The 26237-nt window shown below is 69.2% G+C and carries 24 protein-coding genes; 16 read left to right on the top strand and 8 right to left on the bottom strand.

The genetic code is table 11. From position 1 onward, the window contains the following. The first annotated feature begins 152 nt into the window (after positions 1 to 152). Together ACFSOX_RS21530 and ACFSOX_RS21525 are read left to right on the top strand one after the other, a co-directional pair. The gene (locus ACFSOX_RS21530; protein ID WP_378479881.1) at positions 153 to 1646 is read left to right on the top strand and encodes a pyridoxal-phosphate dependent enzyme; all 1494 of its coding nucleotides are present in this window, start codon (positions 153 to 155) and stop codon (positions 1644 to 1646) included. A gap of 189 nt (positions 1647 to 1835) precedes the next feature. After that, a complete protein-coding gene (locus tag ACFSOX_RS21525; RefSeq protein ID WP_378479880.1) occupies positions 1836 to 3143 on the top strand; it encodes a pyridoxal-phosphate dependent enzyme in 1308 nt (435 codons plus the stop codon). A gap of 15 nt (positions 3144 to 3158) precedes the next feature. Here ACFSOX_RS21525 and ACFSOX_RS21520 read toward each other — a convergent pair whose 3' ends face one another. Continuing rightward, a complete protein-coding gene (locus tag ACFSOX_RS21520) occupies positions 3159 to 3968 on the bottom strand; it encodes a FadR/GntR family transcriptional regulator (protein ID WP_378479879.1) in 810 nt (269 codons plus the stop codon). 245 nt (positions 3969 to 4213) lie between these two features. On the opposite strand from ACFSOX_RS21520, the gene ACFSOX_RS21515 reads away from it, so the two are divergent. The 12 genes from ACFSOX_RS21515 to ACFSOX_RS21460 all read left to right on the top strand — a co-directional run bounded on the left by ACFSOX_RS21515 (position 4214) and on the right by ACFSOX_RS21460 (position 16734). Beyond that, complete coding sequence (locus tag ACFSOX_RS21515) at positions 4214 to 5362, top strand: cupin domain-containing protein (protein WP_378479878.1); 1149 nt, start codon at positions 4214 to 4216, stop codon at positions 5360 to 5362. A gap of 77 nt (positions 5363 to 5439) precedes the next feature. Further along, complete coding sequence (locus tag ACFSOX_RS21510) at positions 5440 to 6567, top strand: LVIVD repeat-containing protein (RefSeq protein WP_378479877.1); 1128 nt, start codon at positions 5440 to 5442, stop codon at positions 6565 to 6567. A 64-nt stretch (positions 6568 to 6631) separates the two neighbouring features. Continuing rightward, on the top strand, positions 6632 to 7030 hold the full coding sequence (locus tag ACFSOX_RS21505; RefSeq protein ID WP_378479876.1) for a RidA family protein: 399 nt from the start codon (positions 6632 to 6634) through the stop codon (positions 7028 to 7030). 78 nt (positions 7031 to 7108) lie between these two features. Continuing rightward, on the top strand, positions 7109 to 8017 hold the full coding sequence (locus ACFSOX_RS21500; protein WP_378479875.1) for an ABC transporter ATP-binding protein: 909 nt from the start codon (positions 7109 to 7111) through the stop codon (positions 8015 to 8017). Then, on the top strand, positions 8014 to 8853 hold the full coding sequence (locus ACFSOX_RS21495; protein ID WP_378479874.1) for an ABC transporter permease: 840 nt from the start codon (positions 8014 to 8016) through the stop codon (positions 8851 to 8853). The genes ACFSOX_RS21500 and ACFSOX_RS21495 overlap by 4 nt, the downstream gene beginning before the upstream one ends. Positions 8854 to 8917: 64 nt before the next feature. Further along, positions 8918 to 9946 (top strand): ABC transporter substrate-binding protein, encoded by a 1029-nt coding sequence (locus tag ACFSOX_RS21490; protein ID WP_378479873.1) that lies wholly within the window; start codon positions 8918 to 8920, stop codon positions 9944 to 9946. Between the two features lie 22 nt (positions 9947 to 9968). Beyond that, complete coding sequence (locus ACFSOX_RS21485) at positions 9969 to 10598, top strand: glutathione S-transferase family protein (RefSeq protein WP_378479872.1); 630 nt, start codon at positions 9969 to 9971, stop codon at positions 10596 to 10598. 46 nt (positions 10599 to 10644) lie between these two features. Next, complete coding sequence (locus tag ACFSOX_RS21480) at positions 10645 to 11178, top strand: TRAP transporter small permease (RefSeq protein WP_378479871.1); 534 nt, start codon at positions 10645 to 10647, stop codon at positions 11176 to 11178. Positions 11179 to 11191: 13 nt separating this feature from the next. Next, a complete protein-coding gene (locus ACFSOX_RS21475; protein WP_378479870.1) occupies positions 11192 to 12460 on the top strand; it encodes a TRAP transporter large permease in 1269 nt (422 codons plus the stop codon). Positions 12461 to 12475: 15 nt separating this feature from the next. Then, complete coding sequence (locus ACFSOX_RS21470) at positions 12476 to 13519, top strand: TRAP transporter substrate-binding protein (protein ID WP_378479869.1); 1044 nt, start codon at positions 12476 to 12478, stop codon at positions 13517 to 13519. 28 nt (positions 13520 to 13547) lie between these two features. Beyond that, on the top strand, positions 13548 to 15212 hold the full coding sequence (locus ACFSOX_RS21465) for a GMC family oxidoreductase (protein ID WP_378479868.1): 1665 nt from the start codon (positions 13548 to 13550) through the stop codon (positions 15210 to 15212). Between the two features lie 19 nt (positions 15213 to 15231). After that, complete coding sequence (locus ACFSOX_RS21460; RefSeq protein WP_378479867.1) at positions 15232 to 16734, top strand: aldehyde dehydrogenase family protein; 1503 nt, start codon at positions 15232 to 15234, stop codon at positions 16732 to 16734. A 125-nt stretch (positions 16735 to 16859) separates the two neighbouring features. Here ACFSOX_RS21460 and ACFSOX_RS21455 read toward each other — a convergent pair whose 3' ends face one another. The 4 genes from ACFSOX_RS21455 to ACFSOX_RS21440 form a co-directional block, all read right to left on the bottom strand. Continuing rightward, positions 16860 to 17285, bottom strand: a complete 426-nt coding sequence (locus ACFSOX_RS21455) for a VOC family protein (RefSeq protein WP_378479866.1) — start codon at positions 17283 to 17285, stop codon at positions 16860 to 16862. 123 nt (positions 17286 to 17408) lie between these two features. Further along, positions 17409 to 17960: an NADPH-dependent FMN reductase gene (locus ACFSOX_RS21450; protein ID WP_378479865.1), complete on the bottom strand. Its 552-nt coding sequence runs from the start codon at positions 17958 to 17960 to the stop codon at positions 17409 to 17411. 36 nt (positions 17961 to 17996) lie between these two features. Continuing rightward, positions 17997 to 18569 carry a VOC family protein gene (locus ACFSOX_RS21445; protein ID WP_378479864.1) on the bottom strand — a complete coding sequence of 191 codons (573 nt, stop codon included), beginning with the start codon at positions 18567 to 18569 and terminating at the stop codon, positions 17997 to 17999. Between the two features lie 45 nt (positions 18570 to 18614). Then, positions 18615 to 19076, bottom strand: coding sequence for a DoxX family membrane protein (locus ACFSOX_RS21440; protein ID WP_378479863.1), 462 nt, complete (start codon positions 19074 to 19076; stop codon positions 18615 to 18617). Between the two features lie 309 nt (positions 19077 to 19385). On the opposite strand from ACFSOX_RS21440, the gene ACFSOX_RS21435 reads away from it, so the two are divergent. Next, positions 19386 to 20312: a LysR family transcriptional regulator gene (locus tag ACFSOX_RS21435; RefSeq protein WP_378479862.1), complete on the top strand. Its 927-nt coding sequence runs from the start codon at positions 19386 to 19388 to the stop codon at positions 20310 to 20312. 53 nt (positions 20313 to 20365) lie between these two features. Here ACFSOX_RS21435 and ACFSOX_RS21430 read toward each other — a convergent pair whose 3' ends face one another. The 3 genes from ACFSOX_RS21430 to ACFSOX_RS21420 form a co-directional block, all read right to left on the bottom strand. Beyond that, positions 20366 to 21796, bottom strand: coding sequence for a homospermidine synthase (locus ACFSOX_RS21430; protein WP_378479861.1), 1431 nt, complete (start codon positions 21794 to 21796; stop codon positions 20366 to 20368). A gap of 130 nt (positions 21797 to 21926) precedes the next feature. Next, a complete protein-coding gene (locus ACFSOX_RS21425) occupies positions 21927 to 22499 on the bottom strand; it encodes a GNAT family N-acetyltransferase (RefSeq protein ID WP_378479860.1) in 573 nt (190 codons plus the stop codon). 220 nt (positions 22500 to 22719) lie between these two features. Next, complete coding sequence (locus tag ACFSOX_RS21420) at positions 22720 to 23850, bottom strand: type III PLP-dependent enzyme (RefSeq protein WP_378479859.1); 1131 nt, start codon at positions 23848 to 23850, stop codon at positions 22720 to 22722. An 830-nt stretch (positions 23851 to 24680) separates the two neighbouring features. On the opposite strand from ACFSOX_RS21420, the gene ACFSOX_RS21415 reads away from it, so the two are divergent. Continuing rightward, positions 24681 to 25535 (top strand): SDR family NAD(P)-dependent oxidoreductase, encoded by an 855-nt coding sequence (locus tag ACFSOX_RS21415; RefSeq protein WP_378479858.1) that lies wholly within the window; start codon positions 24681 to 24683, stop codon positions 25533 to 25535. Positions 25536 to 26237: the final 702 nt, after the last annotated feature.

Genomic DNA, 26237 nt, shown 5'->3' with positions numbered 1-26237 from the left:
CCCGAAGCCCCTCGCCCCGACACTTTCCCCGCAGACCGGGAAGAGTGAGACGAGCGAGCCGGCCCGAACACTAAAGCTCTCCCGCCCGGGAGAGGGCCGAGTCCCGTGCTCGGTCGAAGCCCGAACACTGATCATCACGACGGAAGGACAACATGGCGCGGCTGGGACTCGAGCGGACGGTGGTCGACACCGGTGTCTATGAGCGGACGAACGCCCGCTTCCGCGAAGCCAACGTGGTGCTGCCGACGCTCGCCGAGCTGGCGAACCCGACCACCATCGACTCCGCGATTCGCGGCAAGCTGAAGGACGTCGATCCCGACTCGCCGCACCCGCTGAACCTGTTCCGGGTGCACTGGTGGAACGACGCGGCGCGCCGCGATCTCGTCGACGTCCCCGGCTTCGTCGAGTTGCCGAGCGAGCTGACCGGCGTGAAAGCCCGCATCGTGCTCGCCGTCGGCGATCGCTTCCCGATGATCGCCGCCCACAAGGTGCTGGCCGCCTACGGCTGCCTGGTGCCGCGCGTCGTCACCGGCCAGTTCGATCCGACGCATCACCGCGCGATCTGGCCGTCGACCGGCAATTACTGCCGCGGCGGCGTCGCCATCTCGCGCATCCTCGGCTGCCGCGGCGTCGCGGTGCTGCCCGAGAACATGAGCAAGGAGCGATTCGACTGGCTCGACCGCTGGGTCAGCGATCCCTCCGACATCATCCGGACGCCCGGCTCCGAAAGCAACGTCAAGGAGATCTACGACGCCTGTGCGGCGCTCGATCGCGATCCCGACAACATCATCTTCAATCAGTTCTGCGAGTTCGGGAACTACGTCGTCCACCGCACGTGTACGGGCGCGGCGCTCGCGACGATCTACGAGACCATCACCAAGGGGAAGAAGGGCGCCAAGCTCGCCGCCTATGTCTCGGCGACCGGCTCGGCCGGCACGCTCGCGGCCGGCGACCATCTGAAGGCCACCTACGGCACCAAGATCGTCGCCGTCGAGGCCGAGGAGTGCCCGACGCTGCTCTACAACGGCTTCGGCGAGCACAACATCCAGGGCATCGGCGACAAGCACGTGCCGTTCATCCACAACGTGATGAACACCGACATGGTGGTCGGCGTCTCCGACCACGCGACCGACACGCTGTTCGTGCTGTTCAACACCGACGAGGGCCGCAAGTATCTGGTCGAGCGGCGCGGTCTCGATCCGGCGCTCGTCGCGCAGTTGCCGCATTTCGGCCTCTCCGGCCTGTGCAACATGCTGGCCGCCATCAAGGCCGCGAAGTACTGGGATCTCGGACCCGACGACGTGATCATGACGGTGGCGACCGACGGCTCGGCCATGTACGGCAGCGAGATCGTCAAGGCGATGCCGAAGTATTTCGGCAACCGCTTCGATCAGGTCGCGGCAGGCGAGACCTGGGGTCGGTCGCTCGCCGGCATCGGCACCGATCACCTGATCGAGCTGACCCATGTCGATCGCAAGCGCATTTTCAACCTCGGCTATTTCACCTGGGTGGAACAGCAGGGCGTGTCGCTCGAGGAGTTCACGGTGCGGGCCAAGCAGTCGTTCTGGGACGGCCTCCTCGACATGGTGCCGGCCTGGGACGAGATGATCCGCGCCTTCAACGCCAAGAGCGGCGCGGGGAAGTGACGACCGCCCGCCCCGTCCCCGCCGCGTCGAGTGTGCGACGGACGGGGCGGCCGCATCCTCCGACCCGTCATGCCCGGGCTCGTCCCGGGCATCCACGCTCAAGGCCGATGCCGCAAGCTCGTGGATGGCCGGGACGAGCCCGGCCATGACACGGCAGACGCTTCGGCCCTTGCTCTGCTCCGGTTTGTCATGACCTCCTCCATACCCACCTTCGTCTGTCACGGCTGCGGCGCGCGAGTCGCGATCGACGGGACGCTTCCCTTCGGCTGCCCGAAGGCGACCGCCGGCGACGACATCGATCATCTGCTGGTGCCCGAGGAGCGCGACGCCGTCTTCGCTCCGGGCCACGAGGACGATCCCTTTCTCAGATATCGCGTGATGCTGTCGCCGTACCGGCTCGCCCGCGCGAAAGGTCTTTCCGACGCCGCCTGGGCCGAGATCGTCGGCGCCCTCGACCAACGGTTGATCGCGGTCGACGGTCGCGGTTTTCGGGTCACCCCGATGACGCGCGAGGCCGGACTCGCCGAGGCGATCGGCCTGACCGGGCCGCTGTTCGTCAAGAACGAGACGAACAACGTCTCGGGCTCCCACAAGGCCCGTCACCTGATGGGCGTGATGCTCTATCTGCGCGTGCTCGACGCGGCGCGGCTTCCTCTCGCGGATGGACTGCGGGCGCGAAAGCTGGCGATCGCGTCGTGCGGCAACGCGGCGTTGGCCGCTGCCGTGGTGGCGCGCGCGGCCGACTGGCCGCTCGACGTGTTCATCCCGCCCGATGCGAGCCCGGTCGTCGTCGCGCGGCTGAAGGATCTCGGCGCCGACATCACGGTGTGCGACCGCAAGCCCGGCGAGACGGGCGATCCCTGTGTGACGGCGTTCCGGGCCGCGGTGCGCGACGGTGCGCTGCCGTTCGGCGTGCAGGGCCCCGACAACGGCCTCGCCATCGAGGGCGGCCGCACGCTCGGCTTCGAGATCGCCGAGACGCTCGCCGCGCAAGCCACCGATAGGCCTGCCGGCGCCCCCGGCACTCTATATGTCCAGGTCGGTGGCGGTGCGCTGGCGAGCGCGCTCGCACAGGGACTGGACGTCGCGGTCGCGGCCGGGCGGCTCGCCCGCATGCCGCACCTCGTCGCGGTGCAGACCGAGGGGTGCGCGCCGCTCGCGCGCGCCTTCGGCAAGGCGATCGACACGGCGCTCGACGTCGCGGCGCAGCATCGCACCGCCTACATGTGGGCCTGGGAGAGCGTGCCGCACAGCCTCGCGCACGGCATTCTCGACGACGAGACCTACGACTGGCTCGAGATCCTGAAGGGTGTACGGGCGAGTGGAGGGGCCGTCGTCGTCGCGCCGGAGCCGAAGGTCGAATACGCCTACGATCTCGGCAAGCGTCACACCGCGGTCGCGGCCTCCGCCACCGGCACGGCCGGCCTCGCCGGCCTGCTGAGCGGGCCGCTTCCGAACGGTCCCGTCACGGTGCTGTTCTCCGGGATCGATCGCTGATCTGATCGGCTTCGATCAGTCGCCCATCTCGGCGCGCGGGAAGGCGTATTCGATCAGGCGTTGCTGGATCGCGGAGAGATGCGCCCGCATGGCGTCCTCGGCGAGCGTCGCGTTGCGGGCCGAGATGGCGGCGGCGATGCGGCGATGCGCAGCCGCGTAGACGGCCTGGTTGTTGATGCAATGGGCGGTCTCGCGCCCGTGCCGCCAGCTCCCGTCGGCGGCCGTCTCCATCACGGCCTCGAAGATCGCGATCATCAGCGGGTTGCGGGTCGCCGCCGCGACCCGCCGGTGGAACGCCGCGTCGGCCTTCTCGTAGGAGGGTGGATCGGGCGCGACCCGGCTCGCCTCCGCCGCCTCGAACAGCTTGTCGATGTCGCCCGGCGTCGCGCGCAAAGCCGCGAGCCGTGCCTGCATCGGCTCGATGGCGAGCCGCGCCTCCAGCGTGTCGACCGGATTGGTGAGCTTGGAGAGCTCGCGCACCAGCTCCGACGCGCTCGGCCGCGCCTCCGCCACGAAGGTGCCGCGCCCCTGCTGGCGGATGATGCGGCCTTCCGCCTCCAGCGTGCCGAGCGCCTGGCGCACCGCGCGGCGGCTGACGCCGAGCTCGTCGGCGAGGTTCCGCTCCGGTGGAAGCCGTCCGTCGTGTCCGAAGCGCTCCGTCGTGATCAGCTCGCGCAGCCGATGCAGCGCGAGCTCGGAGGAGTCGCGGGCGATCTCCAGCGCCGCCGCCTCGAGCCGCGCATCGCGCGTGATCAGTCCGGGCGCCGGGCCGAGCGGGACGGCGTCGCCCCCGCGGCGGGATCTCGGCTGGTCGAGGCTGCTCATATTGTTCGCTCCCTGCACGGTGCGGTGCACGCGTCTGCCGCGCCGACGGGCGCCGGTCCGGCGCCCCCCGAGGCGCCGCGCCGGATTCGATCGAGAATTCAGGCGCCGGCCTCGTCGTGTGCAATGCATACCATGTAGCCGCGGACCAATAAAGAAGATTGGTGTCAAATCGGCCCGTTGACGGAGAACCTTTTACTGCTAGCCTTTCGTCATTGGTTCCGCGACGCCCCCCGATGGAGTCCTCCATGTCGACGAACGTGCATCGTCTCCCCAACCGCGACACCGCTCTGAAGGCGCTCTACGACGAGATCGGCGCCAAGAACATGTTCCCGTTCTGGGCGACCTCGGCCGACGTGCAGAACGACGAGATCAAGCAGCTGATGGCGACCTCGCGAGCCGTGCCATTTCTCTGGCGCTGCGCCGAGGACATCGAACCAATCCTCAATCGTGCCGTCGAATTGGTCACGATGGAGGATTCCGAGCGCCGCTCGCTGGTGCTGGTCAATCCGGGTCTCGCGCCGAAGCGCGCCACCGTCTCGACCATGTACACGGCCTATCGGCTCAACGACGCCGACGAGATCATGCCGCCCCACAAGCACTCGCCGAGCGCGGTGCGGTTCGGCCTGAAGGGCAAGGGCAACTTCACCGGCGTCGACGGCGAGAACATCGTGTTCGGCCCCGGCGACCTCGTGCTGACGCCGAACGACACCTGGCACAATCACGGCACGGTCGGCGGCGAGCAGGCGCTCAATCTGTCGGTGCTCGACTTCCCGCTGGTCGAGACCCTCAACGCCGTCCACTTCGATCATCACTACGCCGAGGAGGTCGACGGCGTGATGGTCCCGATGAAGCAGCAGTCGGAGCGCTTTCCGTCCGACTACTCGCAGCGCATCTACGGCTACGGCGGCTTGATGCCCCGCTTCGCCAGCAAAGAGAAGCGCGGCGCCGGATTCTCCTCGCCGATGTTCGTCTATCGCTGGGACATGATGCGCGAGCTGCTCGAGCGTCACAAGGATTGGGACGGCGACGCCCACGAGGCGCTGATGGTCGAGTACATCGATCCGACCTCCGGCCAGCCGGTGTTCAAGACCATCACGTTCTTCGTGCAGATGCTGCGGCCGGGCGAGCGCACGCTGCCGCTGCGCCAGACCGCCAATCTGCTTGTCGCGCCGTTCGAGGGCAAGGGCCACTCGATCGTCGACGGCCAGCGCTTCGACTGGAACGCCCACGACACGCTCGCGGTGCCGGGCGGCACGTGGTGCGAGCACGTCAACGGGTCGGACAAGGATCCGGTGTTCCTGTTCGTCGCCAGCGACGAACCGACCCAGAAGAAGCTCGACCTCTATCGCAAGTGGGGCAAGACCAAGGACGACGGGATCGTCCGCCTCGTCTGATCTCGTCGGGATCTCGGCGCGACGCCGCGCGTTGCGCGGCGCCGCACCCCCGTGCCGAACCGACGAACGAGGCTGCCTTGCTGTCACACGCCAACACCACACTCGTCTCTCATGTCGATTGCCCCGGTGGCGGGCAGGTCTGGGTCGAAGGCACCACGATGTATGTGGGCCATCAGCGACCGACCAGCGGCACCACCATCTACGACGTCTCCGATCCGGCGTCGCCGCGCCATCTCGCGACCATCGACGTTCCCGACGGCTGGCACTCCCACAAGGTGCGGGTCGCGGGCGACATCATGGTCTGCAACATGGAGAAGTTCGGCAAGGGCGCGCCCGATCAGGTCGGCGGTGGCCTGACCATCTGGGACGTGTCCAAACCCGCCACGCCGAAGCTGATCTCGCGCTGGGACACGATCGGCGGCGGCGTCCATCGCTTCGACTTCGACGGCCGCTACGCGTACATCTCGCCGACCGTCCAGGGCTATGTCGGCAACATCGTGATGATCCTCGATCTGATCGATCCGGCGAAGCCGACCGAGGTCGGACGCTGGTGGATTCCCGGGCAATGGACGGCCGGCGGCGAGGACTATCCGTGGGAGAACTGGGTCGCGCCGCGCTGCCATCATCCGCTGCGCTTCGGCGACCGGCTCTACGTCAGCTACTGGCACCACGGCTTCTTCATTCTCGACATCTCCGACATGGCGAAGCCGACGCTGGTGTCGCACGTCAACACCAGCCCGTCGTTCCCGCATCCGACCCACACCTGCCTGCGGTTTCCGCAGAAGCTGCAGGGCCGCGACATCATGGTGGTGGCCGACGAGGACGTCGCCAAGCTGTGGCCGGCGCCGCCGAGCTTCGCCTGGGTCTACGACATCACCAACGAGCGTCTGCCGACCTCGATCGCGACGTTCCAGGTGCCGGGCCTCGATCTCGACGGCCGCCCGCAACCGCCGATGACCGGCTGCCATCAGCCGTCCGAGCGGTTCGTCGGCTCGATCGTGCCGTTCGCCTGGTTCGCGCAGGGGCTCCGGCTGGTCGACTTCGCCGATCCGTTCCGACCGCGCGAGGTCGGACATTATCTGCCCGCGCCGGCGCCGGGCTCCGATCGGCCCTCCTCCAACGACGTGACGGTCGACTCGCGTGGGCTGATCTATCTGGTCGATCGCGTCAACGGGGTCGACATCATCGAGACCACGGCGTTCTGACGCCGCCTTCTGATCATTTCGCTTCGACGACCCGGTCGACCGAATGCGCCGCGAGGATGTGAGCATGTCCGAGACGCTCGAGACAAAACCAGACGTCTACGCCATCGGCAAGAAGAACCCGAACCTGCCGTTCCACCCCGCGGTGCGGGCCGGCGACTTCATCTTCGTCTCCGGCCAGGTGGCGAAGGACGAGAACGGCAACATGCTGTCCGGCACCATCGAGGAGGAGACGGCCGGCACCATCGAGTCGATCCGCCGTATCCTCGCCGAGGAGGGCGCGACGCTCGCCGACGTCGTGCGGGTCACCACCTATCTCGAGGACACTCGCGACTTCGGACGTTACAACAAGGTGTTCGGCGAGAAGTTCAAGGACGCCGTGCTGGCGCGCACGACCGTCGAGGCGCGTGCCGTGATCAACACCAAGATCGAGATGGACGCCATCGCCTACAAGCCGCGCCGCTGAGGCGTGGTGCGAGACGTCGCGCGCTCCTGGTTTGAGGCGCGCGGCCGCCTGCCAATCCCGAACCCGTCGAGCGAAGCCGTGCTGTCCATCGCCCCCGTCAGTTCCGTCGCCGACCCGACGCCGAAGCCGCCGACCGCGGCAGAGGTTCACATCGTCGGGCGCGGCATCAGCGTCGACTTCGCGCACGACGGCGTCGTCCAACGCGTGCTCGCCGGCATCGACATCACGGTCGGGCGCGGCAGCTTCGTGTCGCTGATCGGCCCGTCGGGTTGCGGCAAGAGCACGCTCCTGAAGGTGATGGCCGGCCTGCTGACGCCGAGCGAGGGCACCATCTCGGTCGGCGGGCTCGCACCCGGCGAGGCGGCGAAGCGCCACATGATCGGCCTCGTCTTCCAGGAGGCGACGCTGCTGCCGTGGAAGACGGCGCTGGAGAACGCCGCCTTCCTGCTCACCGTCGGCGGCCGCGCCACCCCGAAGGACGTCGCGCTCGACAAGGCGATGGCGATGCTGCGCCTGGTCAAGCTCGAAGCCGCCGCGAACAAGCTGCCGTCGCAGCTCTCGGGCGGCATGCGCCAGCGCGTCGCGATCGCCCGCGCCCTCGCGCTCGATCCCGAGGTTCTGCTGATGGACGAGCCGTTCGGCGCGCTCGACGCCATCACGCGCGAGGAGATGAGCCGCGGTCTGCTCGACATTTGGGAGCGCACCGGCAAGACCATCGTGCTGGTGACGCATTCGATCGACGAGGCCGTGTTCCTGTCGCGCGACGTTCACGTGATGGCGACCAACCCGGCCCGCATCATCGAGACGCTGCCGATCGCCCTGCCGGCGCATCGCGACGAGGAGACGTTCGATCTCCCGGCCTTCGCACAGGCCGAGTCGCGCTTGCGTCATCTGCTGATCCAGAGCCACGCGGTCCAGCCGATCGGCGCGTCGTCGGTCGGATCGTCGGCGGCCGGAATGCAGCCTCGCGCGGGAGAGCGCCGATGAGCACCCTCGATCAAGCGACCTTCCGGCCGCGGGCCGTCGCGCGTGGCGTCATGCTCCGGCGCGTCCGCCGAGCGGCCTCCGAGCTGCTGCCGCCGTTCGCGCTGCTGCTCGGCGTGCTCGCGGCGTGGGAGCTCGGAATCCGCCTCCTGAACGTCTCGTCCTTCGTGCTGCCGGCGCCGTCCGCCATCGCGGTGTCGCTGGTCGAGAACTCGCCGATGCTGCTCGTCGCATCGCGCGTCACCGCGATCGAGATCGCGGCTGGCTTCGTGCTCTCGGCTCTGGTCGGCATCGCGGTGGCTCTCGCCATCGTGCGGTTCGAGCGCTTCGGCCGCGCGCTCTATCCGCTCGTGGTCTTGTTCCAGACCGTGCCGAAAATCGCGCTCGCGCCGATCTTCATCCTGTGGTTCGGCTACGACCTCGCGCCGAAGGTGGTGCTGATCGTCGTCATCGCATTCTTTCCGGTGGCGATCGACATGATGCACGGGCTGCAGTCGGTCGAGCCCGGCTTCATCGCGCTGATGCGATCGGTCGGCGCCAGTCGCGGCGAGATCCTGCGGCGCGTCCAGATCCCGTACTCGCTGCCCTCCCTCATGGCCGGTCTCAAGGTCGCGGTGACGCTGAGCGTCATCGGCGCCATCGTCGGCGAGTTCGCCGGGGCATCGGCCGGGCTCGGCTACGTCATCCAGCTCTCGTCGACGCAGCTCGACACGGCTCTGGTGTTCGCCGCCCTGGTCGTCGTCTCGGTGCTCGGCCTCGCCTTCTACTATGCGCTCGAGCTCGCCGAGCAGATGCTGGTTCCGTGGGCCGCGAAATACGACCCGCTGCACCGCTCCTGACCGCCCGACGCCGACACCCCCGAAGCGAAGGACCGCCACGATGACCATCCCGTCCCGGAGATCCATGCTCGCCCGTCTCGGCACCGTCGTCACAGGAGCGACGCTTCTTGCCGCGGGGCTCGCCGCGGCGGCGACGAGCGCGACCGCGGCCGATCAGGTGAGCGTGCAGCTCGACTACGTGGTCCGCGGCAATCACGCGATGTTTTTCGTCGGCCAGGAGAAGGGCTTCTTCGCCAAACACGGCATCGAGGTGACGGCGATAAGGCGGGGCACCGGCTCGGCCAACACGATGCGGATGATCGGGGCCGGCAACGCCGAGTTCGGCTTCGGCGACCTGCCGACACTCGCCATCGCGCGCTCGCAGAACGTGCCCGTGGTGGCGCTCGCCGCCGTCAACCAGAAGAGCCCGATGGCGATGATCTCGATCGCCGCCAAGCACAAGCTGACCAAGCCGCAGGATCTGAAGGGCTTGAACTTCGCCGTGCAGCCGAGCGGCTCGACCTACATCTTCACCAAGGCGTTCTTCGCGGCCAACGGCATGACCGAGGAAGACGTGAAGCGCGCCACCGTGTCGCCGCCCTACGAGAACTACCTGCTGCTCGGTCGCGTCGATGCGGTGCCGGGCTACATCGACGCCGAGGTGCCGGAGCTCGAGGCCAAGGCCGGTGGCCCCGGCTCGCTGTCGATCCTGCTCGGCTCCGACTGGGGCTACAAGGTCTACGGCTCCGGTCTTATCACGTCGGAGAAGATGATCGCCGAGAAGCCCGACCTCGTGCAGCGCTTCGTGACGGCCTATCTGGAGGCGTTCAAGTCGGTGATCGAGAACCCTGCCGAGGCGGTCGACGTCGTGATCAAGGCCAATCCCGAATATGCGCCGAAGCGGGACGTGCTCACGAAGCAGATCGAGGCCGATATCGGCGCGTCCTTCTTCAGCGACGACACCAAGCGGAACGGCATCGGCGCGATGAGCAAGGACGCCTGGGAGGCGACGACGAAGACGCTGCTCGACCAGGGCGCCATGAAGCAACCGATCGACGTCTCGGCGGCATTCGCCGGGCAATTCGTCAAGGCGGCGAACGCGCTGCGGCGCTGAAGCCCGAACAGGAGGACAAGCAATGCTGAGACTGCTCGGACGCGGCACGTCGGGGAACGTGCAGAAGGTGATCTTCTTCCTGGAGGAGATCGGCCTTTCCTATGTGCGCGAGGACTACGGGCGCCAGTTCGGCAACACCACGACCGACGCCTATCGCAAGCTCAACCCGAACAGCAAGGTGCCGACCCTGATCGACGGCGACGTCGTGATCTGGGAATCGAACACCATCCTGCGCTATCTCGCCGCCCTGCATGCCCCGGCACTCACCGGAGCGACCCCGGCCGAGAAGACCGAGGTGGAGCGCTGGATGGACTGGCTGCTCGCCAGCGTCAACACGGCCTATGTGGCGGTGTTCAAGGACGCCAAGAAGCCGGCCGAGGAGCGCAGCGCCGATTTCGCGACGCAGGCCGCCGACCTCGTCGCCGCGATGAAGATTCTCGACGGTCATCTCGCCGGCCGCGATTTCGTCGCGCTTGGCCGCTTCACGCTCGCCGAGGTGGCGCTCGCGCCGATCATGAAGCGATGCCTCGGGTTCCCGATCGAGCGGCCGGACTTCTCGGCGCTGACGAAATGGCAGGCGGCGATCGACGCGCGGCCGGCCTTCGCGGTGGCGACCGGCGCCAAGCCGAGCACGCTGGTCAGCGCCGCCTGACGAACGGCACGGTCCGAGGGAGAGCACGGTGGTGGACGAGAGCGTGATGACGATCGATCGCGAGCCGCCGACTGCCGTGCCGCTCGCCGCCTGGCTGGCCCGCGCCGTCGCGCGGGTCGGCCGCGGCCTCCTCGGCTTCGTGCTGATCGGCATGGTGCTTCTCAACGTCGCCAACGCTCTCGGCCGCTACCTGTTCGGCAGCGTGTTCATCGGCGCCGACGAGCTGCTGGTCTTCGCCATGGTCTGGCTGGTGATGGTCGGCGCGCTGTTCGTCACCGCCGACCGCTCCCACATCGCGCTCGACTTCCTGCCGCTGCGTGCCTCGGTGCGGGCGCGGCTCGCGCTGGCGATCGTCCACCACGTCGCGATCGCGCTCGGCGCCGGCTATGCGGCGGTGCAGTCCTACGGCTTCGTCGGCCGCGTGATGCTGACGGGCCAGACCAGCATGGCGCTCGGCCTGCCGATGGCGATCCCGCACACGGCCCTGCTGGTCGGTTTCGGCGGCTGCGCCGCGATCGCCGCCGCCCTGGTGGTCGCCGACGGGGTGGAGCTCGCGCGCCGCTCGGGGATCGACGCATGATCCGGACGTACCCATGATCTGGACACTCGGAGCCGTCCCGTTCCTTCTTTTGGCGATCGGCACGCCGATCTTCGCGCTGTTCCTGATCGGCGCGGCGCTCTCTTTCGCCACCGTGATGACGGTGCCGCCGATCGCCGTCCATCAAGTGATCTACGGCGGCCTGGAGAACTACGCGCTGCTCGCGGTGCCGTTCTTCATCTTCGCCGGCGAGCTGATGGGGCGGGCCGGCATCGCCGACCGGCTGATCGCCTGGGTGCTGGCGCTGGTCGGGCGCACGCCGGGCGGGCTCGGCGTCGCGACGGTGGGCGCCTGCACGCTGATCGGCGCGATCTCTGGCGCCTCGACCGCGACCGTCGCGGTGATCGGCCGTTCGCTCTATCCCGGCCTCGCGCGCGACTACGGGCCGCGCTTCGCCTCCGGGCTGGTCAGCACGTCGGGCTCGATCGACATCGTGATCCCGCCGAGCATCGCGATGATCCTCTACGGCGCGGCGGCCGAGGAGTCGATCCCGCGGCTGTTCGCCGGTGGCGTGCTGCCCGGCCTGCTGATCGCCGGCATGATGTGTGCCTACGTGATCGCGCAGGGCGCGCGCTCGCCCGGCAGCACCCGGGTCGGCTTCTCGCTGCGCCGTTTCGTGGCGACGACACGCGACGCCTTCCCGGCCCTGATGATGCCGGTCGTGATTCTCGCCGGCATCTATCTGGGCTGGTCGTCGCCGACCGAGGCCGGGGGCTTCGCCTGCCTCTACGGCGTGATCGTCGGCCGCTTCGTCTACCGGGAGATGAGCTGGGCGGACGTGCTCGACTGCGCAACCCGCTCGGCGATTCTCACCGCGCAGATCCTGATCGTCGTCGCGGCCGCGGCCGTGTTCGCCTGGCTGCTCACCGTCAACGGCGTGCCGCGCGCCCTCACCGACGGCCTCGCGGCACTCGATCTGCCGCCTTGGGGCTTTCTGATGGTGGTCAACGTGGCGCTGCTGATCGTCGGCTGCTTCCTCGACCCGACCTCGGCCATCGTGGTGCTCACGCCGCTGCTCGTGCCTCTGGTCAAGCATCTCGGCATCGACACGGTGCATTTCGGCATCGTCATGACCGTCAACGTCGCGATCGGCATGTTCACGCCGCCGTTCGGGCTCAACCTGTTCGTCGCCCGCTCGGTGCTCGGCGTGCCGCTGGAGACGCTCTATCGCGGCGTCGTGCCGTTCGCGCTCGTGCAGATCGCCGCGCTCCTGATCATCACCTATTGGCCGGCCCTCACGCTGGTCCTCGCCCGCGCCATATAACCCCCGGAGACCGCCATGCCGTCGAACCGCGCCCTTCTGTCCCGACGTTCGCTCGCGGCGCTCGCCGCCGCGCTCCTCGCCGCCGTGGCGAGCGTGTCCCCGGCGGCGGTGACGCCGGCCGCCGCCCAGACCGTGATGAAGCTCGCCAACGCCACCATCAACGACGTCCAGCACGAGTGGCAGAAGCTGTTCGCGGCGGCCCTGCAGAAGCGCGTCGGCGACAAGGTGAAGGTCGAGATCTATCCGGCGAGCCAGCTCGGCGCCATCCCGCGCATGGCCGAAGGCGTGTCGCTCGGCACCATCGAGTCCTTCATCACGCCGACCTCGTTCGTCACGACGCTCGATCCGCGCTTCCAGATCTTCGACGTGCCGGGCCTGTTCGTGTCGCCCGAGCATGTGCATGCCGTGATCCACGATCCCGCCTATCGCGATCACCTCGAGACCATGTTCGTCAACCGCGGCCTGCGGGTCATCGGCGCCATCTACAACAGCCCGACCCTGGTGCTGTTCAAGAAGCCGGCGCCGACCCTCGACGCCATGAAGGGCATGAAGGTGCGCACCTTCGCGTCGCCCCTGCAGATCGAGCCGATGAAGTCGATCGGCACCATCCCGGTGCCGCTGGCGCTCTCCGAGGTGATCCCGCAGCTCCAGTCCGGCGGCATCGACGGCGTGCTGGCCGGCATGCCGATCCTCACCGCGTTCAAGTACTACGACGTCGCCAAATACGTCACCGATCTCAACTTCGCGCACATCGTCTCGGTCAACCTGGTCAACGAGGCGTGGTTCCAGGCGCAGCCCAAGGACGTGCAGGAAGCGATCCGCGCCGCCGGACGCGAGGCCGAGCAGCAGGCCTTCGGCTGGGGAGTCGAGAACGTCAAGAAGGCGAACGCGGCGTGGCTGGAGAACAAGGGCGAGATCCTGAAGCTGCCCGAGGCCGAGCAGACCAAGATGATGCAGGGCTTCGTCGCGCTCGGCACCAAGATCGTCGAGCAGACCCCGGCCGCCAAGGCCGAGTTCGCCAAGCTGAAGGCCGTGGTCGACGCCAAGGCGCCGAAGTGAGCGGGACATCGGGTCCGGGATGTCGCGCATGACCGTCGGCGAGTACGACTATGTGATCGTCGGAGCCGGCTCGGCGGGCTGCACCCTCGCCGCGCGGCTCTCCGAGGATCCGGACGTGAGGGTTCTGCTGCTCGAGGCCGGTGGCTCCGACCACGATCCGCTGATTCAGCTCCCGCTCGGCTGGGGCAGGATTCTGCAAAAGCGCCTCTACGACTGGGGCTACGAGACCGAGCCGGATCCGGCGACCGGTAACCGCGCCATGGAATGCATGCGCGGCAAGGTTCTGGGCGGCTCCTCCTCGGTCAATGCGATGGCCTATGTGCGCGGCCATCGCAGCGACTACGAGCGCTGGGCCGCGGACGGTGCGGCCGGCTGGTCGTGGGCCGACGTGCTTCCCTATTTCCGCAAGCAGGAGAGCTGGGAGGAGGGCGCCAGTGCCTACCGGGGCGGCGCCGGCCCGCTGGCGACGCAGCGCTCGGGCTACGCCGATCCGCTGATCGACGCCTATGTGGCGGCGGCCGGCGCGGTCGGCCTTCCCTACAATCCGGACTACAACGCGGCCGAGCAGTTCGGCATCGCGCGCATGCAGAAGACGGTGCGCAAGGGGCGCCGCGCCAGCGCCTCGGCGGCCTATCTGCGGCCGGTGCTGTCGCGGCCGAACCTCGCTCTGCAGCTGAACACGCTCGTGCATCGCATCGTGATCGAGCACGGCCGGGCCGTCGGGGTCGATGTCGCGGCGGGCGGTGCGGTCGAGACGGTGCGGGCGGCGCGGGAGGTTATTCTGTGCGGCGGCGCGATCAATTCGCCGCAACTTCTGATGCTGTCCGGCATCGGCGATCCGGCGGCGCTCGCGCGCCACGGCATCGCCGTCACGGCGGCGCGCCCGGCGGTCGGCAAGAACCTGCAGGATCACGTCGCCGCGCTGATGATGTACGGCCGACGCGAGCCCGGCCCGGTCCACTACAACATGCGGATCGACCGGCTCGCCGTGTCGATCGCGCGCGGCTACGTGCTCGGCACCGGCTTCGCGTCCGATCTGCCGGGCGGGCTCACGGCCTTCGCCAAGACCGATCCGGCCCTCGCCGTGCCCGACACCCAGATGCTGTTCATCGCCGGGCCGCTCGGCGCCGCACCCTACTGGCCGGGCCAGAAGGGCTTTGCCGACACCTTCTCGGCCCGCATCGTGCTCTTGCGGCCGGAGAGCCGGGGCGAGATCGCGCTGCGCTCCGCCGATCCGACCGCGCACCCGCTGATCCGGCAGCGGCTGCTGGCGACCGACAAGGACTGGGCGACGATGCGGCGTGCCGTCGCGCTGTTCCGCGACATCGGCCGGCAGTCGGCCCTGAAGGCGTTCACGGACGGCGAGATCGGGCCTCTCGCGCGGGCGAGCGGCGAGGCCGAGATCGAGCAGGCGGTGCGCGGCACCGCCGTCACGGCGCACCACCCCTGCGGCTCCTGCCGCATGGGCGCCGCGGACGACCCCGCCTCGGTGGTCGATCCCGAGCTGAAGGTGATCGGGGTCGACGCACTGCGCGTCGTCGACGCGTCGGTGTTCCCGGATCTGGTCGGCGGCAACATCAACGCGCCCGTGATCATGATCGCCGAGCGCGCCGCCGATCTGATCCGCGGCCGCGTCGCCGCCGCGCCGACGGCGCCGGCCACCGTGCCTGCGCCGATCGCCGTCGCGTCGTGAGTCTGTCGGGAGCATCACCATGAACACGCCTGTCGCACCGCAGTCGCTCGCCGCCATCGCGCTGAGGCTGCCCGTCTCGCGTGGCGCGTATTACGGCGGCGCCTGGCATGCGCCCCGGACCGGCCGGCATCTCGACCAGATCAGCCCGGGCACCGGCGAGCCGCTCGGCGCCGTCGCCGACTGCGGCGCCGAGGACATCGACGCGGCCGTCGCGGCGGCCAAGCAGGCGTTCGAGACGTGGCGCCGCGTCCCACCGCTGGAGCGCGGAAAGATGCTGCGCGAGATCGCGCGGATCCTGCGTGAGAACGCCGGCGAGCTGGCGATGCTCGACGCCGCCGACTGCGGCAACCCGGTCTCCGAGATGATCGCCGACGCGACGATCGCAGCGGCGCAGCTCGACTTTTTCGCCGGCCTGGTCACCGAGATGAAGGGCCACTCGATTCCGATGGGGCCGGACCGGATCAACTTCTCGGTGCGCGAGCCGCTCGGCGTCGTCGGCCGGATCGTGCCGTTCAACCATCCCTTCATGTTCGTCGCCGGCAAGGCCGGGGCGCCGCTCGCCGCCGGCAACACGGTCGTGATGAAGCCGCCCGAGCAAGCGCCGCTCTCCTCGCTTCGGCTCGCCGAGCTGATCGACGGGCTGCTGCCGCCCGGCGTCTTCAACGTCGTGCCGGGGGGGCGCGATGCCGGCGCGCGGCTCGCGAGCCATCCCGACGTCGCCAAGATCGCGCTGATCGGCAGCGCCGCCACGGGCCGCGCCGTGATGAAGGCAGCGGCCGACACGCTGAAGGGCGTGCTGCTCGAGCTCGGTGGCAAGAACGCGCTGATCGCCTATCCGGACGCGGATCCGGACGCGGTCGCGGCCGGCCTCGTCGGCGGCATGAACTTCACCTGGTGCGGCCAATCGTGCGGCTCCACCAGCCGCGCCTTCATCCACGAGAAGATCTACGACGCCGTGCTGGAGCGCGTGACGGTACGCATCCGCCACTGGAAGCCCGGCGTGCCGACCGATCCGTCGACCACCATGGGCGCCATCATCTCCAAGGCGCAATACGACCGCGTGCTCGACTACATCGCCTCGGCCAAGCAGGAGGGCGCACGCCTCCTCGCCGGCGGCGGTCGGCCGGACGATCCGGCGCTCGCGAAGGGACTGTTCATCGAGCCGACCGTGTTCGCCGACGTGACGCCGGCGATGCGCATCTTCAAGGAGGAGATCTTCGGCCCGGTCGTCGGCGTGATCCGGTGGACCGACGAGGCCGCGATGCTCGATCAGGTCAACGCGGTGGAATACGGCCTCACGGCGTCGATCTGGACCAACGACCTGACGACCGCGCATCGCGCCGCGGCCCGTGTCGAGGCCGGCTACATCTGGATCAACGACACCAGCAAGCACTTCTTGGGCGCGCCCTTCGGCGGCTACAAGCAGTCCGGCATCGGCCGCGAGGAATGCTTGGAGGAGCTTCTGTCGTTCACGCAGGAGAAGAACATCAACATCAATCTGGCGGGGGCGAAGGCGACGTGAAGGACGCCGCCGGCGTTCCCGATCACACGAAGCGCATCGCGTGTGGCTACATCCCCTTCCCTGTCCATCCCCCCTTGTGGGGGAGGGACAGGAAGAGGGGTGAGCCGCGATCTCCGGGCAGCCGATCAGCTTGCTGACATAGGCTGAGCAATGATCATCCAGCTCACGCCGAAGCGGTCGGCGACCATGCCGAAGCGGGCGGCGAAGAAGGTCTTGCCGATCGGCATCTGCACGGTGCCGCCGTCGGCGAGCGCGGCGAACAGCCGATCGGCCTCGGCCTCACCGTCGACGATCAGCGACAGCGAGACGCCGTCGAAGGTCGGGTGTCCGGCACAGTTGCCGTCCGACAGCATCACGACGCTGTCGCCGAGCGTGATTTCCGCGTGCATGACCTTGTCGTCGGAGCCCGGCGGCCGCATGCCGGGCTCCGACGGCTCCGGGCTGTCCTTGAATCGCATCAGCATTCGGACGTCGGCGCCGAACGTGGTCTCGTAGAACGCGATCGCCTCCTCGCAGCGGCCGTCGAGGAACAAATAGGGCTGCACCTTCATGGTCGTCTCCGGTTCGGCCCCGCTCCCATCGACGGCGGCCTCTCCCCCAAGACGAACGGGCCGATGTCGTTCCGACACCGGCCCGCGATTTTTCTCTCCGGTCCGGCGACGCCGGAGGCCGGATCAGCCCGCGTGCGTCTTGACGAAGGCGAGGTAGCGGTCGAGCCAGCCCTTGACGAAGTCGCGGCTCGCCGCGCCGATCGCGCCGTCGGCGTCGAACAGGCCCTCCTTCATCTGGACGAAGGCCTCGGGCTGGCCGAGCGTCGGCATGTCGAGATAGGCGAGGATGTTGCGCAGGTGCTGCTGCGCCAGCGCCGTGCCGATGGCGCCGACCGAGACGCCGATGACGCCGGCCGGCTTGCCGCCCCACACGCTCTGCCCGTAGGGCCGCGAGGCGTGGTCGATGGCGTTCTTCAAGACGCCCGGGATCGAGCGATTGTACTCCGGGGTGACGAAGATCACGCCCTGCGCGGCCGCGATCTCGGCCTTCAGGCGCTTGACGCTCGGCGCCTGGTTCGCGTCGTCGTCCTGGTTGTAGAGCGGCAGGTCGCCGATCTCGACCGGCACGAGGGTCACGTCGGCCGGGGCGAGCTTGGCGAGCGCGCCGGCGAGCGTCTTGTTGAACGAGTCGCGGCGCAGGCTGCCGACGACGACGGCGATCTTGGTCTGGCTCACGGGGGGGGCTCCTTTTTTCGTTCGGGTGTATCGAGGTCAGGGTCGGTCGAGGCGGTCCGGCGTCGACGCGCCGGCTCGCGCAAGCGGGGCGCTTTGCAAGAGATCGTCGAGATCGAGCGGCGCGGTCGCCATGGCGAGCCGGCCGTCGGGGGTGCGCGGCCAGTCGGCCGGGTCGCGGTCGCGGTAGAGCTCGACCCCGTTGCCGTCCGGGTCTTGCAGGTAGAGGGCCTCACTGACGCCGTGGTCGCTGGCCCCGTCGAGCGGGACGCCGGCGGTGATCAGCCGGCGCAGCGCGTCGGCCAGCGCCGCCCGGGTCGGGTAGAGCAGGGCGACGTGGTAGAGGCCGGTGGTGCCGCGCGGCGGCGGCGACCCGCCCCGGCTTTCCCAGGTGTTCAGCCCGATATGGTGGTGATAGCCGCCGGCCGAGACGAAGGCCGCCTGGTGGCCGTAACGCTGGATCAGCTCGAAGCCGAGCACGCCGCACCAGAAGGCGAGCGCCCGGTCGAGATCGGCCACCTTGAGGTGGACGTGGCCGATCCGGACCGCCGGGTCGATCGGAGCCGGCGTCAGGGCCGGCTCGATGCGGGTCAGGGTGTCAGGCTGGGCCATGCCGGCCTCCCGAGGGTGTGCGGCTGGGGGGTACCGCGGCGGCGCTCAGCGCGCCTGGGTCACCGGGCCGCCGATGCGGGCGATGCGGCCGAACAGCACGCCGGGGCGGAGCGCATAGGCGCCGTCGCCGAGCAGGGCCTGGACGACGAGCGTCACGGTCCAGAACACCGGGAACTCCCAGCCGCCGCCCTTCGCCGTGAACAGCCAGCCGTTTCCGGCGTGCTGCAGGGTCGCGCCGATCAGGATCGGCAGCAGCAGCAGGGAAATCCAGCGGGTCCACAGGCCGAGGAGCAGGGCGAGGCCGCCACCGATCTCGCCGAGGATCACGAGATAGGCGAAGAAGGCCGGGTAGCCGATGCTCTGGAAGTAACCGGCCGTGCCGGCGAGGCCGAAGGTCGAGACCTTCAAGAGGAGCCCGTGGGCGAGCAGCAGGGCGCCGAGGCTGACGCGCAGCAGCAGGGCCGCATAGGGGGCGGTGCGGGTGTCGATGCTCGGGGTGGCGGACATGGATGCCTCCGTGGGGGTGAGCGGTTTCGCTGGAGGCAATGTGCCATCACGGCCGGAGTTTGATTATTCCCCTCTGTTGGATATTATTTCATACTACTGGTGTGAGGGAGACTGTAGAAGAGTCGCTTCTGCGGTCGTCTGGGCGTCACCGACGGTCCGCGAGCCCGGAATCCAGTAACATTTACGTATCCTTAGGCGGCGCTCCGGTCCGCCCGAGAGGGGCTTGGCCGGAGTCCGGGTTCGCCCCCGACGGTGCGCCCCGGAATGACCCGAGACGACGACGCCAGGGTCGGCAGGGCGGAGTGGAGAATGCTCGATCGGGTCACCGGGATGCAGGTGTTCGCCCGGGTGGCGGGGCTCGGCAGCCTGTCGGCGGCGGGCCGCGCGCTCGGCATGTCGCAGACCATGGCGACCAAGCACCTCGCGGCGCTCGAGGCGCGGCTCGGCACCAAGCTCCTGCACCGCACCACCCGCCGGCTCACCCTCACCGAGGCGGGGCGGCGCTATCTCGAATCGGTCGAGCGCATCCTCGCCGAGCTCGAGGAGGCCGACGCCGCGGCCTCGGCCGAGACCGTCGAGGTGCGCGGCACGCTGCGCCTCAACGCGCCCTTCTCGTTCGGCATCCGCGAGATCGCGCCGCTGCTACCGGAGTTTTCCCGCCGTCACCCCGACCTCGTCGTCGATCTCGGCCTCAACGACCGCGTCGTCGACCTGATCGAGGAGGGCTGGGACATGGTCGTGCGCATCGGCCGGATGCAGAGCTCCACCCTGGTGGCGCGCAAGCTCGCCCCGTCGCGGCTGATCGTGTGCGCGGCGCCGTCCTATCTGGAGCGCCGCGGCACGCCCCGCACGCTCGCCGACCTCGCCGGTCACGACTGCCTCGGCTACACGCTCTCGCAGACGGTCGGCGCCGGCCGCTGGGCGTTCGGCCGCGACGCCCGCCATGTCGTCGAGGTCAAGGGCAGCCTCGCCGCCAACAACGGCGACGCCCTGGTGGTCGCGGCGGTCGGCGGGCAGGGCCTCGTCTACATGCCGAGCTTCCTGGTCGCCCGCGAGATCCGCGCCGGGCTCCTGGTGCCGCTGGTGCTCGACGAGCCGACCCCGGAGCTCTCCGGCGTCTACGCGGCCTATCCGTCGAACCGCCGCCCGCCCGCCAAGGTGCGGGCGCTCATCGACCTGCTCGCCGAACGCTTCGCACCGGTCCCGCCGTGGGACCGCGATCTCGTCCGCACATGATCACGGCGCGCGCCCTCTTCCCGCGAACAGCGGGGAGAGGGCAGGCGAACGCATCACCCCACCAACACGTTCTTGAACTGCCAGGGATCGGTCTCGTCGATGTCCTCCGGGAACAGCCCGGGGCGGCCGGTCAGCGGCGTCCAGTCCGTGTAGGTGCCGATCACCGGACCGAGATAGGGCCGCTGCACCTCGAGGCAGCGGCGGAAATCCATGTCGTCGGCCTCGACGATGCCGGCCTCCGGATTCTCCAGCGCCCAAACCATGCCGGCCAGCACGGCGGACGTCACTTGCAGGCCGGTGGCGTTCTGATAAGGCGCGAGCTCGCGCGTCTCGTCGATCGAGAGCTGCGAGCCGTACCAGTAGGCGTTCTTGGCGTGGCCGTAGATCAGCACGCCGAGCTCGTCGATGCCGTCGACGATCTCGTTCTCGTCGAGAATGTGGATCTTGTCCTGGCGCTTGCCGGCGGCGCCGAACAATTCGTGCAACGACAGCACGGCGTCGTTCGCCGGGTGATAGGCGTAGTGGCAGGTCGGTCGGTAGACGACCTCGCCGCCGTCCCGCACCGTCAGATAGTCGGAGATCGAGATCGCCTCGTTGTGGGTCACCAGGAACCCGTACTGGGCCTGCGCGGTCGGCGTCCACGACCGCACGCGCGTGTTGGCGCCGGGCTGCAGCAGATAGATGGCGGCGCCGCAGCCGACCTCGTGGGTGCGGCCGTTCGACGGCATCCATTTCTCGTGCGTGCCGAAGCCCAGCTCGGCCGGCTGCATGCCCTCGGAGAGGAAGCCCTCGACCGACCAGGTGTTGACGAACACGTTCCGGGGCTTGGGATACTTGGCGCGCTGCGTGTCGCGCTCGGCGATGTGGATGCCCTTCACGCCGAGCTTCTGGGCGAGCTTGCCCCACGCCTCGCGGGACTTGGGCTCGACCGTCTCGACGCCGGTGTCGCGGGCGATGTCGAGGAGCGCCTGCTTGACGAACCACGACACCATGCCCGGATTGGCGCCGCAGCACGACACCGCCGTGATGCCGCCGGGCTTCTTGCGGCGCGCCTCCAGCACGGCCTCGCGCAGCATGTAGTTGGAGCGCGCCGCCGTGCTGGCCGACTTGTCGAAGTAGAAGCCGGGCCAGGGTTCCGCGACCGTGTCGATGTAGAAGCAGTTCAGCTCGCGGGCGAGCTCCATGATGGCGACCGACGAGGTGTCGACCGACAGGTTGACGCAGAAGCCGCGGCCTTCACCCTTCGTCAGGAGGGGAGTCAGAAGTTCGCGAAAATTGTTCTTGGTGACCGCCTCGTGGACGAAGCGGATGCCGCGCTCGTCGAGCAGCCGGCGGTCGGCGTCGCTCGGGTCGATCACGACGAGGCGGGACTTGTCGAACTGGAAGTGCCGCTCGATCAGCGGCAGGGTTCCTTTGCCGATCGAGCCGAACCCGATCATGACGATCGGTCCGTCGATTCGGGCGTGCACGGGCCAATCTTTCATTGCGGGTGCTCCGAAGCAGACGTGGATGGAAGACGGGACAGCGGCGCGGGGCTCACCCGCCCGACCGGGGAGAGGAGAGGTGCGCGCCGCAAAATGACGCGCCCTCGTGAACGACAAACGACGGTAAAGATCAAGCCGCGCGTGCCAGAGGCGGCCCGCTCACGACCGGGAGGCGGCGAACCGCCCTCCCAGCGGCCCCGTCGAGGGGCCGCTGCGTCACCGGACCGGCGGCGCCGTCGAGCGCGCCCGGAGAGAGCGCACGGGCAAGCAGCCGCGGCTCGCGGCCGTTCGGCATGGTCAAACCGCCGGTCGCCACCGCCGAGAAGCCGAAGCGCGCGTAATAGGACGCGTCGCCGACCAACAGCACGGCGGCGTGGCCGCGCCGTGCGGCCTCGGCGAGCGCCCGGCGCATCAGCGCGGCGCCGATGCCCTCGCTCTGGCGATCCGGATCGACGGCCAGGGGCCCGAGCAGGAGCGCGTCGCGGCCCCCGGCCACCACCGGCCACAGCCGCACCGTGCCGACGACGCGCTCGCGCCCGTCGAGGCCGGTCATGACGGCGACCAGCGCCAGTCCGGCGGCCGGGGTGTTGCCGGCGCGCAGGCGCTCGGACCCCTTGGTGAAGCGGCACGGGCCCATCGCCCGGTCGAGCAGCGCCTCGCGGGCCGGCCCGTCGGCCGGCCGCTCGGGACGAATCGTGATCATGGATCCCTCCACAGCCGCGACGCGGCGGCGCGTGTGACCAATCGGGAATGTCGGCGAATCGGGGCGCCGGCTCTCCCTCTCCCCGCTTGCGGGGAGAGGGTCGGGGTGAGGGGGCCTCGCGTGGATACGGAGGCGCCCCCTCACCCGGACGGCACGCACGCGTGCCGTCCGACCTCTCCCCGCGCGCGGGGAGAGGTGAGGAGCCGCGGAGGCGAGATCCTCAGATGTGGTACGTCTTCAGCGGCTCGAAGCCGTTGAACGCCACCGCCGAGTAGGTCGACGTGTACGCCCCGGTCCCTTCGATCAGCAGCTTGTCACCGATCTCCAGGCTCACCGGCAACGGGTACGGGTTCTTCTCGTACATCACGTCGGCCGAATCGCAGGTCGGGCCGGCGAGCACGCAGTCCGTCACATGGTCGCCGTCACGCGGCGTGCGGATCGGATAGCGGATCGCCTCGTCCATGGTCTCGGCGAGGCCGCCGAACTTGCCGATGTCCAGGTAGACCCAGCGCAGCTCGTCCTTCTCGCTCTTCTTCGACACCAGCACGACCTCGGCCTCGATCACGCCGGCATTGCCGACCATGCCGCGACCCGGCTCGATGATAGTCTCGGGAATCGCGTTGCCGAAGTGCTTGCACAGCGCCCGGAAGATCGCCCGGCCGTAGCTCTCCACCACGGGCACCTTCTTCAGGTACTTGGTGGGGAAGCCGCCGCCCATGTTGACCATCGAGAGCGTGATGCCGCGCTCGGCGCAGCCGCGGAAGATCGCCCCGGCCGACTTCAGGGCGCGGTCCCACGAGCGGACGTTGCGCTGCTGCGAGCCGACATGGAACGACACGCCGTAGGCCTCGAGCCCCAGCCGGTGGGCGTGCTCGAGCACGTCGACGGCCATCTCCGGGTCGCAGCCGAACTTCCGCGAGAGCGGCCATTCCGCCCCGGCGCAGTCGTACAGGAAGCGGCAGTAGACCCGGGATCCCGGCGCGGCGCGAGACACCTTCTCGACCTCGGCCTTGCAGTCGACCGCGAACATGCGGACGCCGAGCGCATAGGCGCGCGCGATGTCACGCTCCTTCTTGATCGTGTTGCCGAACGACACCCGGTCCGGCGACGCGCCGGCGGCGAGCGCCATCTCGATTTCCGGCACCGAGGCGGTGTCGAAGCACGAGCCGAGCGAGGCCAGGAGCGACAGCACCTCCGGGGCCGGGTTCGCCTTCACGGCGTAGAACACTCGTGTGTCCGGCAGGGCATGGGCGAAGGCGAGATAATTCTCGCGCACGACGTCGAGATCGACGACGAGGCACGGACCGTCCTCGCGGCGACGGCGCAGAAACTCGCGGATGCGCTCGGTCATGGCGCTCTCCCCAACAGGCTACGCGACGGCCGGCGAAGGCCATCGTTATGGTGGGTGCGGGCGGAGATGCCTTCCCGACCACGCGCGATGGGGACGCGTGAATCGAGAACGGCTCTTCGACCGTCCGTGCTGCCTTGGATTGGAACGGGGAGGCCCCGATCCGCACGCCCGGCAATGATGAACAAGCCTCTTCGGCGCCCTGATCGGCTGTGGAAGGCCGACAGGACCAAAAAAGCCCGCTCCGTCGTTGCTTTAAGCCGCGTCCCCCGCTGAGGACGGGGTGCGCCGGTTTCGCCTCCGGCTGTCGATCAAGTGTTCGGAGCTTCAACAACCGGCGATCTTGCGATCGTTCCGATCTCGCTCCGGGCGGCTGTCCGGCCTCTTGTCCGGATGCCCACCGATCGACACACGGCCACAGGCACGTGCGAAATTGGGCAAGGGTCACTTAAGTGATTTGACCCGGGGGTGCAAGACGTAACAGCCCCGAGAAGGCGGTCGGCGCGGATAATTTTTTCGAGGACGGGCGAAGAGATTCGACGGACCGTGTCCGAGCCGCAACAGGCCCGTTTCGCCCGCGCCTGCGCTCACAGAGGCTCGAGCAAGGTCGCGCCGCGCCGCCGTCGTCCCCCCCGACGGCGAGGGCGTTGCGGAGCCGCGCGGTCTCCCGGGACGGCGCGCAAGCGCCGAGCCCGGTCCGCCGGCCCGTGTCCGGTGTTACGCTCCGATGCGACCGGCGCACGGCGCGGCGGCGGCGTTTCCGGTAGAACGGGGGGTCGTCGCCGCAGCGTTAGAGCGCGCGGTTCCCGATCTGCCGCGAACAGGAGCGCGCGATGCCGCACCCCGTCTTCCAGCCCGGCGCCGTGGCCGTCGTCACCGGTGGCGCATCCGGCATCGGCCTCGCCGCCGTGCGGACGTTCGCGCGGCTCGGCCTCAGCGTGGTCATCGCCGACGTGAGCGAGACGCATCTCGGCGCTGCCGAAGCCGCCGTGCGGGCCGAATGTCCCGACGCGACCGTCGTGACGCGCGTCACCGACGTGAGCCGCCGTGACGATCTCGAAGCGCTGGAGACGGAGGTCCGCGACAGGTTCGGCGGCACCGACGTGCTGATGAACAATGCCGGCGTACAGCCGGGCAGCCACATGTTCGCCCCCCAAGCGAACTGGGAGCGCATTCTCGGCGTCAATCTCTGGGGCGTCATCCACGGCTGCCACGTGTTCGTGCCGCACATGATCGCGCGCGGCCGGCCTGGCCTCGTGATCAACACCGGCTCGAAGCAGGGCATCACGACGCCGCCGGGCGATCCGGCCTACAACGTCTCGAAAGCCGGCGTGAAGACGTTCACGGAACTCCTGGCCCACGAGCTGCGCACCACCGAGAACTGCGCCGTGACGGCGCATCTGTTGATTCCCGGGTTCGTGTTCACGGCGCTGACGGCGCGCGGTCGCACCGAAAAGCCGGCGGGCGCCTGGACGCCGGAGCAGACGATCGCCTCGATGATGGCGCATCTCGACCGCGGCGATTTCTACATCCTCTGCCCGGACAACGAGGTGACCCGCACGTTGGACGAGCGGCGCATTCTCTGGGCGGCCGGCGACCTGGTCGAGAACCGTCCGGCGCTGTCGCGGTGGCACCCCGATTACGCCGAGGCCTTCGCGGCCTTCGTGAAGGGCGGCGAGAAAGACTGATTCGGTTCCGGCGACGGGCAAGCCCGACACCCGACCGCGCCCGGGTCTATGGTCGCGACGAACTGCGGTTCGGCGGCCGCGATCGCCCCCCCCCGCTGCGTTCGTCTGCTCTCGTGATCGCACCGGCGATCCTCCCGAGCGCCACCTGCATGGATAGGGCGGGCTCCCCCGGGTCGACGCCTATGCGGGGCTCGGCCGGCTCGACGAGGTCGGCCGCACGCCGACGTCGCTCATGGAAGCCGCGCTGTCGGTCACAGCCGCCCCGGCACATTCTTCGCGCCGGGCGACGGAACGACGATGGCCCGCGCGAAGCCGTCCGTCGTCGCCTCCTTGGCCCTCGGAGTCGATGACGGGCATCGACGACATCGCTGATGTCCGGCGACGGGACCGACGGTCCGTCGGCGGCCGAACGCCTCGCCCAGCGACCTGAGCGCGCCACCCCTCTCGTCGCCGACCGCGACACCTGGATGTGCGTCGAGCGGGGCTGCCTGTCGCGGCACCCCGACGTCGCCGCGGCGTCCGCCGTCACGCCCCGCCGGCGTCGACGCCGACAAAGACGGGAATGATTCGTGTTGGGGAAACCGTTTACACCGACCCGGTGCGACTCCATGGATCAAGGGTTCGGTCGAGCGTGATCGACCGGGCTTCGGCAGTGTTTGTTTTGGGAGGCGTGAGCGGGGCGGGGCGCTCGATCCGACCGGG

Origin of the sequence: Rhodoplanes azumiensis, from assembly GCF_042682915.1 — a bacterium.
Lineage (GTDB): Bacteria > Pseudomonadota > Alphaproteobacteria > Rhizobiales > Xanthobacteraceae > Rhodoplanes > Rhodoplanes azumiensis.
Note: the sequence above shows the minus strand (reverse complement) of the source record. Positions and strands in the feature narration are given on the sequence as shown.